Origin of the sequence: Bradyrhizobium nivariense (assembly GCF_029846695.2) — a bacterium.
In the GTDB taxonomy this organism is placed as follows: domain Bacteria; phylum Pseudomonadota; class Alphaproteobacteria; order Rhizobiales; family Xanthobacteraceae; genus Bradyrhizobium.
On sequence record NZ_JARWCR020000053.1, the window covers coordinates 57,293 to 64,264 of the forward strand.

At 64.4% G+C, this 6,972-nt stretch carries 7 protein-coding genes and 1 other RNA gene; 3 read left to right on the forward strand and 5 right to left on the reverse strand.

Translation table 11 applies throughout. The annotated features are described in order from the left end of the window. Positions 1-451 precede the first annotated feature (451 nt). Positions 452-1,234, forward strand: a complete 783-nt coding sequence (locus QCM77_RS32425; protein ID WP_279660959.1) for an N-acetylmuramoyl-L-alanine amidase — start codon at positions 452-454, stop codon at positions 1,232-1,234. A gap of 107 nt (positions 1,235-1,341) precedes the next feature. Here the strand turns inward: QCM77_RS32425 and QCM77_RS32430 are convergent, their stop codons facing one another. Together QCM77_RS32430 and QCM77_RS32435 are read right to left on the reverse strand one after the other, a co-directional pair. Continuing rightward, positions 1,342-2,574, reverse strand: a complete 1,233-nt coding sequence (locus tag QCM77_RS32430) for an RNA polymerase sigma factor (RefSeq protein WP_279661176.1) — start codon at positions 2,572-2,574, stop codon at positions 1,342-1,344. Beyond that, on the reverse strand, positions 2,574-2,927 hold the full coding sequence (locus QCM77_RS32435; protein ID WP_219683419.1) for a YciI family protein: 354 nt from the start codon (positions 2,925-2,927) through the stop codon (positions 2,574-2,576). Before QCM77_RS32435 ends, QCM77_RS32430 begins: the two co-directional genes overlap by 1 nt. Positions 2,928-3,076: 149 nt before the next feature. On the opposite strand from QCM77_RS32435, the gene rnpB reads away from it, so the two are divergent. Then, positions 3,077-3,557, forward strand: an RNA gene (rnpB, locus tag QCM77_RS32440) — RNase P RNA component class A. A gap of 115 nt (positions 3,558-3,672) precedes the next feature. Here rnpB and QCM77_RS32445 read toward each other — a convergent pair. The 3 genes from QCM77_RS32445 to QCM77_RS32455 form a co-directional block, all read right to left on the reverse strand. Further along, the gene (locus QCM77_RS32445) at positions 3,673-4,191 is read right to left on the reverse strand and encodes a GNAT family N-acetyltransferase (protein WP_279660958.1); all 519 of its coding nucleotides are present in this window, start codon (positions 4,189-4,191) and stop codon (positions 3,673-3,675) included. Continuing rightward, complete coding sequence (locus QCM77_RS32450; RefSeq protein ID WP_279686188.1) at positions 4,188-4,898, reverse strand: alpha/beta fold hydrolase; 711 nt, start codon at positions 4,896-4,898, stop codon at positions 4,188-4,190. Before QCM77_RS32450 ends, QCM77_RS32445 begins: the two co-directional genes overlap by 4 nt. Positions 4,899-4,968: 70 nt before the next feature. Continuing rightward, positions 4,969-5,400, reverse strand: coding sequence for a DUF983 domain-containing protein (locus QCM77_RS32455; RefSeq protein ID WP_279686189.1), 432 nt, complete (start codon positions 5,398-5,400; stop codon positions 4,969-4,971). A gap of 79 nt (positions 5,401-5,479) precedes the next feature. Between QCM77_RS32455 and QCM77_RS32460 the strand changes: the two genes are divergently transcribed. Further along, positions 5,480-6,850 carry an aminotransferase-like domain-containing protein gene (locus QCM77_RS32460; RefSeq protein ID WP_279686190.1) on the forward strand — a complete coding sequence of 457 codons (1,371 nt, stop codon included), beginning with the start codon at positions 5,480-5,482 and terminating at the stop codon, positions 6,848-6,850. Positions 6,851-6,972: the final 122 nt, after the last annotated feature.

Consider the following 6,972-nt stretch of genomic DNA (forward strand, 5'->3'; position numbering starts at 1 on the left):
ATGATTCCGCGTCGCGGCGGTTCCACGACCCAACCCCCGTCCAGCATGGTTACCGAGCCCGGTGACCCTGAGCCGCCAACCCAGTGTTCCCAGTGGAATTTGTCGGGCAGCCATGGGATTTCGAGCCAAAATACGCTTTGGCCGCCTCCGGACGCGGGTCGGCTCTTCATCTCTCAGTAACGGCCCTTAGCGTTAAGAAAGCGTTGATCGGCTCGTGACAAGTCGAAAAGCTGACGCGGCGGTGATGCTTCATCCACACACATGCGCCAAAATGCATCCGTTAACCCCGTCGCCCGATTGCGCACGGCGGAAGGTAAAGGAATGGTAAAGAGAAGGGCTTCGCCCCCTCTCTGTCTGTCTCGAGCTATATATGTCGTCCGGTTCGTCCACGCCGCCTGGAACTGATTCGAAGCGTCAACGCGTTCTCCCGGTTCCCAAGGCCGCGGCGAACATGCGCACGTTCGAACCGGATTCCTCGATCGTCTCCGACATTATCCCCTCACCGAACCATGGCGACCGCAACAAGGGCCGGCAGCCCGATATGATCGTGCTGCATTACACCGGCATGCCCGACGTCGAGGGTGCGCTGGCGCGGCTCTGCTCCGCGGGCACCGAGGTATCGGCGCACTATGTCGTGCTGGAAGACGGCCGCATCGTGCAATGCGTGCCGGAAGCCAGGCGCGCCTGGCATGCCGGCGTGTCCGCCTGGGCCGGCGAGGATGACGTCAACTCCTGCTCGATCGGGATCGAGATCGTCAATCGCGGCCACGATTGGGGCTACCCGGAGTATCCGCTGCGCCAGATCGCCGCCGTGATCGCGCTGTGCCGTGGCATCATGCTGCGCCGCAAGGTGCCCGCGCACCGGGTGCTCGGCCATTCCGACGTGGCGCCCGCGCGCAAGAAGGATCCCGGCGAAAAATTTCCGTGGCATTCGCTGGCCAATTCCGGCGTCGGCCACTGGGTCACACCCGCGCCGGTCGTGCGCGGCGAGAGCCTGATGCTCGGCACCATCAGCGACGAGGTGCGGAGCCTGCAGCAGGCGCTCGCCAGATACGGCTACGGCGTTCCCCTCACCGGCAAATACGACGCCGCGACCATGGAAGTCGTCACCGCGTTCCAGCGCCATTTCCGCCCGGCGCGACTCGATGGCGTCGCGGATCATTCGACGCTGTCGACCTTGCAGGCGCTGCTCGCGAGCTTGCCGGCGGAGGGGACGGCGGTCGCGGCGCAGTAACTCTCGCCCGTCATTGCGAGAGCAGCAAAGCAACCCGGACTGTCACCGCGGAAAGATTCTGGATTGCTTCGTCGCAAGGCTCCTCGCAATGACGGAGTTTGTGGCAACTACGTCAATTCCCTCATCCGCCTCGCGTAGAGCCGCCGCAGCGGTTCCAACTGCGTCGCTTCAGTCGCCGCGACATATCCCGCACGCGCTTCATCCTTGCGTCCCATTCGCCGCAGCAAATCCGCGCGCACCGCGGGCAACAATTCGTACCCATCGAGCCCGCCGCGGGCGGCGATCGCATCCACGAGATCGAGCGCACGTGCCGGCCCATCGACCATCGACACCGCCGCCGCGTGGTTGAGTTCGACCACCGGCGACGGGTTGATGCGCAGCAGGACCTCGTAGAGCCCGGCAATCTGCGGCCAGTCTGTCTGCTCATAGCTCGGCGCACGCGCATGCAGCGCGGCGATCGCGGCCTGGACCGCATAAGGTTGCGGCCGCCCGGGCATGCGCAGCGCATCGTCGACCAGGCCCAGTCCTTCCTCGATCTGCGCGCGATCCCAGAGCGTGCGATCCTGCTCTTCCAGCAGCACGATGTCGCCGGTCGAGGTCGAGCGGCCGGCGCGACGCGCATCATGCAGCAGCATCAAGGCCAGCAGGCCCTTGACCCCGGCGCGATCGGGCATCAGCCGGTCGAGCAGGCGGCCGAGCCGGATCGCCTCGGCCGCAAGATCCGGCCGCATCAAATCCGCGCCCTCTGTCGCAACATAGCCTTCGGTGAACACGAGATAGATCACGGCGAGCACACCGTCGAGCCGCGGTACCAGCGTGTCGCGCTCGGGCACCTCATAGGGAATGCCGGCGAGCCGGATCTTCTGCTTGGCGCGGACGAGCCGCTGCGCCATCGCCTCCTCAGTGACAAGGAAGGCGCGCGCGACCTGCGCGGTGGAGAGCCCGCACACGGTACGCAGCGTCAGCGCGACCTGGACCTCAGGCGCGAACGCGGGATGGCAGCAGGTGAAGATCAGCCGCAGCATGTCGTCGTCGAGCACGGCGGGCGGCTCGTCGGGCGCTTGCGCGTTCAGCTCGAGCTCGTGCACCAGCGCCTGCTGCTTGGCGCGGAAGACAGTCTGCCGGCGGACCCGATCGATCGCCTTGTGCTTGGCGACATTGACCAGCCAGGCGCGCGGATTGTCCGGTATCTCGCACGTCCTCCAGCGCTCCAGCGCGACGGCAAAGGCATCCTGGAGCGCGTCCTCGGCGAGATCGAAATCGCCGACGAGGCGGATCAGGGTGGCCACCGCCCGCCCCGCCTCGTCGCGAAAGATCGTCTCGATGTCGGTAGGAGAGATCACTTGTTGTAGATCATCACCGGCCTGACCTCGATCGACCCTTCCCTGGCCTCGGGAATTCGCGCCGCTAGCGCAATGGCGGTGTCGAGATCCTTGGCCTCGACCAGATAATAGCCGCCGAGTTGCTCGCGCGTTTCCGCGAACGGGCCGTCGGTCGTCAGGGTCTTGCCCTCGCGCACGCGCACGGTGGTTGCCGTCGTGGTCGGCTGAAGTCCGTCGCCAGCCTTGAAATGACCGCTCTGGACGATGGACTGCGTATAAGCGCCGTATTCCGCCGTCACTGCCTGACGGTCCGCGGGGGACATGTTGACCAATTTCGCTTCGTTCCGGTAGATCAGCAGTAGGTACTGCATTGCTCACTCCTGTGGTTCGGCTGGGTTGCCGACATCCAGTCGAACGGGGCACACGCCAAACGACATCTTCAGGATAAATTATTTTCGCCGCGGCGGGCACGGTGATCTCCGCTTGACGGAACCGTCACAAATGCCCCATGCGTACCCCGTCAGTCGGCCGGACGGCCGCCCCTGCAAGTGCCGAAAGGCCGCCGGGGAGGAAAGTCCGGGCTCCCTTGACATACGGTGCCGGATAACGTCCGGCGAGGGTGACCTCAGGGAAAGTGCCACAGAGAACGAACCGCCCGCCTACGCCCCTTACGGGGCTTTGGCGCGGCAAGCCCTCGGGCCTGCCGTGTCGTAGCAGCGCAAGCTGCATAGGCAGGTAAGGGTGAAAAGGTGCGGTAAGAGCGCACCGCGGCTGCGGCAACGGAGCCGGCATGGTAAACCCCACCGGGAGCAAAACCGAATAGGGACGGCATAGCGGACCGTTCGCGAAAGCGATAACGCCGCGGGGCGATGTCAGGCCCGCCGTCCGGGTAGGTTGCTCGAGGCCATGTGCAAACATGGTCCCAGAGGAATGGCCGTCACGTATCGTTCGCGCAAGCGGGCGGTGCCCTACAGAACCCGGCTTACAGGCCGGCTGATATCTTGCGACGAGGGGTTCGATGCTAGCGCATCGGCCCCCTCACCATTTTGGGGCCGCTGTCATTCCGGGCGCTATCGAGACTGCGCTTCCCGCGAGTTGCGTCGCCACCTCCACGGTTCAGCCCACGAGGCGCCGAATTTCCGCCTCCAGAACGAAGTTTTCGTAAGCACTATCGGCGATCCTGAAATGCGTGGAGCCAATCTTCTTGAAGCCATGACGCAGATAGAAGTCGATCGCCCGTCGATTTTCCGCGTTGACCTTCAGCCAGACGCTTTCACCGCCTATGCTCCTGCAATGATCCAAGGCACGCTGCAAAAGTGCGAGGCCTCTTCCGCTCGACTGGTGCCTCGGTTGAACATAGAGGGTCATGATTTCCAGCGGCGAGCAATTGGCCAGTGGCGGCGTGGACCTCGAACCAATCGTCACGAAACCGTCAATCCCTATCCGGTTTTCCGACACCCAGATCGACAGGTTGGGATCGCCGACAGAGTTTCGAAACTTCTGCGCCGTGAACTCGGAAAGAACATAGTCTGCGAAAAATGCGCTCACTCCTTCCCGGAGATACGTGCTCAACCAGACTTCTATGCTCACCGCCGCCAGACTGGACGCATCTCGCTCGTCGGCTTTCCTGATCACAGTGCACCTTCAAGCACCTTCATCAACGCCTCCGGTGCCGTCACGTTCGGCGCATGGCTCGCATCGAACTCGAAATAGCGCCAGCCATCCTCGTTCTTCGTCCGCTTCGCGAACTGCCCGAACACGTCGCCCGGCGGAATGCGCGCGCAATAGATGTAGCTGCGCGGCATCGCCGGCTCACCGCGTTCGAGCTTCAGCTTCGTCTCGAAGCATTTGATCGGCATCGCGACGCGGCGTGCGTTGAGCCAGTCGAGATCGGCTTGTGGCGTATCCGGCGGCGGCGGGTTCGGCGGAATGCGGTAGCCGTCGCCCGCGGCGGCGGCGTTGCGCATCGGGTCGCGCCCACCCTCGTTGAGATCGAACAGGGACTGGCCGTCGCGCGGCACGAAGGCGTCGAGATAGATCAGTTGCCTGACGCGCTCGCGGGCGCGGTCGGCGACGCCGGTGGCGACCATGCCGCCATAGCTGTGGCCGAGCAGCACGATGTCGCTGAGATCCTCGAATTCGATGACGTTGAGGATGTCCTGGATATGCGTCTCCAGGTCGATCGCGGGACCAGCAAGATGCGAACGCTCGCCGAGCCCGGTGTAGGTCGGCGCAAGCAGGCGGTGCCCGGCCTGCACCATCAGCGGATGCATCTTCTTCCAGGCCCATCCGCCGGACCAGGCGCCGTGACAAAGCAGGAACGTTTTTGAGCGTGCGGCCATCGGCGTTTCCATCGGTCTTGTTTGATACGATGGAGTGTAGCGGGCGAACGCGCGATGTAAACGCGGCCGCTCAGGCGGCGCGCGGCGCGTTCGCCTTCACGAGAACGGGTGCAGCCTGATCAGCTTCGCGCCGCAGCTTGCCCGGCTCAAAACCGTGCATGCCGATCTGCCATTGCAGCCCGACGATGGCACCCTTGGTCGGCTGCAGCAGCGCGAGCGAAGCGAACAGCGTCACCGGCAGCCACACCGCCAGTTGCAGCCAGACTGCCGGTGCATAGGCGGTCTCCACCGCGAGGATCGCCGGCACCACGAGATGGCCGACGACGACCATCACGAGATAGGCCGGGAAGTCGTCGGCGCGCTGGTGAAACAGCTCCTCGCCGCAATGGTCGCAGGTATCGGCCACTTTCAGGAAACGTCCGAACGCATGCCCTTCGCCGCAGTTTGGGCACTTGCCGCGAAAACCGCGCCACATCGCCTTCGCCAGAGAGACCGTCGCCATGACCACACCTCTTCCTTTTCAACGATCCATACAATAATATCTTGCATCCATACATTCAAAGGATATGGACGTTCATTGCATGGATTGGACCCCTACAATCTCGGAGCTGAGCGGGCCGCGCTACCAGCGCATCGTCGAGGTCATGGAGGCCGATATCGCAGCCGGCCGGCTGGTACGCGGCCAGCAATTGCCGACGCAGCGGGCGCTGGCAAAGGCGCTCGGCATCGATCTCACCACGGTGACGCGCGCCTATACCGAGGCGCGGCGCCGCGGCATCCTGGAAGCCCGGGTCGGCCAAGGTTCGTTCGTGTCGGAGACCAGCGCGCGCCGCGCGATCGATCTGCCGCATCCCGTCGCGATCGACCTCTCGATGAACGTGCCGCCGCAACCACTCGAAGCGCAGCTCGACGAGCGCATCATCGCAGGGCTCGAGGCCATCCGCGCGCAATCGGGCCTGACGGCGCATCTCAACTACCAGCCGCCCGGCGGCAGCGCCCACGAGCGCGAGGTCGCGGCGCGATGGATGCGTGCCCGCGTGCCGCATGCGCATGCCGACAGACTCGTGATCTTTCCCGGCGCGCAGACGATCCTGTTCAACCTGCTCGCCCACCTCGCGCGGCCCGGCGACATCGTGCTGACGGAGGCCCTCACCTTCCCCGGCATCAAGGCCGCCGCGGCGCGGCTCGGCGTCAAGCTTGTCGGCGTCGCCATGGATGACGGCGGCATCCTGCCCGACGCACTGGCGAAAGCATGTCGCACGCACAAGCCGAAAGCGGTCTATCTCATTCCGACACTGCACAATCCGACCACAGCGACGCTTCTCCCCGAGCGCCGCAGCGCCATCGCGAAGATCATCAACGATGCCGACACGACGCTGATCGAGGACGACGCCTACGGGCTGCTCGATCGCTCGGCATTGCCGATCGCCAATCTCATTCCGGAGCGGGCTTATCTCGCGACCACGCTGTCAAAATGCATCGCGCCGGCGCTAAGGGTTGCCTATCTGGTGACGCCCGACAGCAGCTCGCAACGGGAGATGCGCGACTATTTGCAGGCGACGGTGCAGATGCCGGCGCCGTTGATGGTCGCGTTGGTGACGCATTGGATCGAAACCGGTATCGCCGATCGCATCATCACCGCGATCAGGAGCGAGGCGATCGGCCGCCAGCAGCTCGCGCAACGGGCGCTCAAAGGCTTTGAGTTCCAGGCCAAGCCCGCCGCTCATCATCTGTGGCTGCGGCTGCCGGAGGGCCGTCTCGACGTCGCGGCGCATCTCCTGCGAAACGGACTCGCAGTCGTTTCCGGCGAGGCCTTCAGCGTCGACGGAACGCCGCCACATGCGGCGCGCGTCTCGCTTGGTGCGGCGCGCAACAGGGCAGAATTGACGGAAGCGCTACGCATCCTGGTCCGCGCGCTGCACAGGCCCGCCGACACCAGGCAGATCGTCTAGGGTCTGTTGAGATTCAGGATTCACAGATTGGAACGTCCGTGATTCAAGCTCCGAAAGGAGTTTTGGATGCAGCGATTCGTTTTGACGGACGCCCAGTGGGCGAAGATGCAGCCGCTTTGTTT

Excerpts from the sequence above, each read along its gene's own strand:
- QCM77_RS32425 (WP_279660959.1), top strand. The coding sequence starts at position 452 with ATGCGCACGTTCGAACCGGATTCCTCGATCGTCTCCGACATTATCCCC.
- QCM77_RS32435 (WP_219683419.1), bottom strand. The coding sequence starts at position 2,927 with ATGCAGTACCTACTGCTGATCTACCGGAACGAAGCGAAATTGGTCAAC.
- QCM77_RS32450 (WP_279686188.1), bottom strand. The coding sequence starts at position 4,898 with ATGGCCGCACGCTCAAAAACGTTCCTGCTTTGTCACGGCGCCTGGTCC.
- QCM77_RS32455 (WP_279686189.1), bottom strand. The coding sequence starts at position 5,400 with ATGGCGACGGTCTCTCTGGCGAAGGCGATGTGGCGCGGTTTTCGCGGC.
- QCM77_RS32460 (WP_279686190.1), top strand. The coding sequence starts at position 5,480 with ATGGATTGGACCCCTACAATCTCGGAGCTGAGCGGGCCGCGCTACCAG.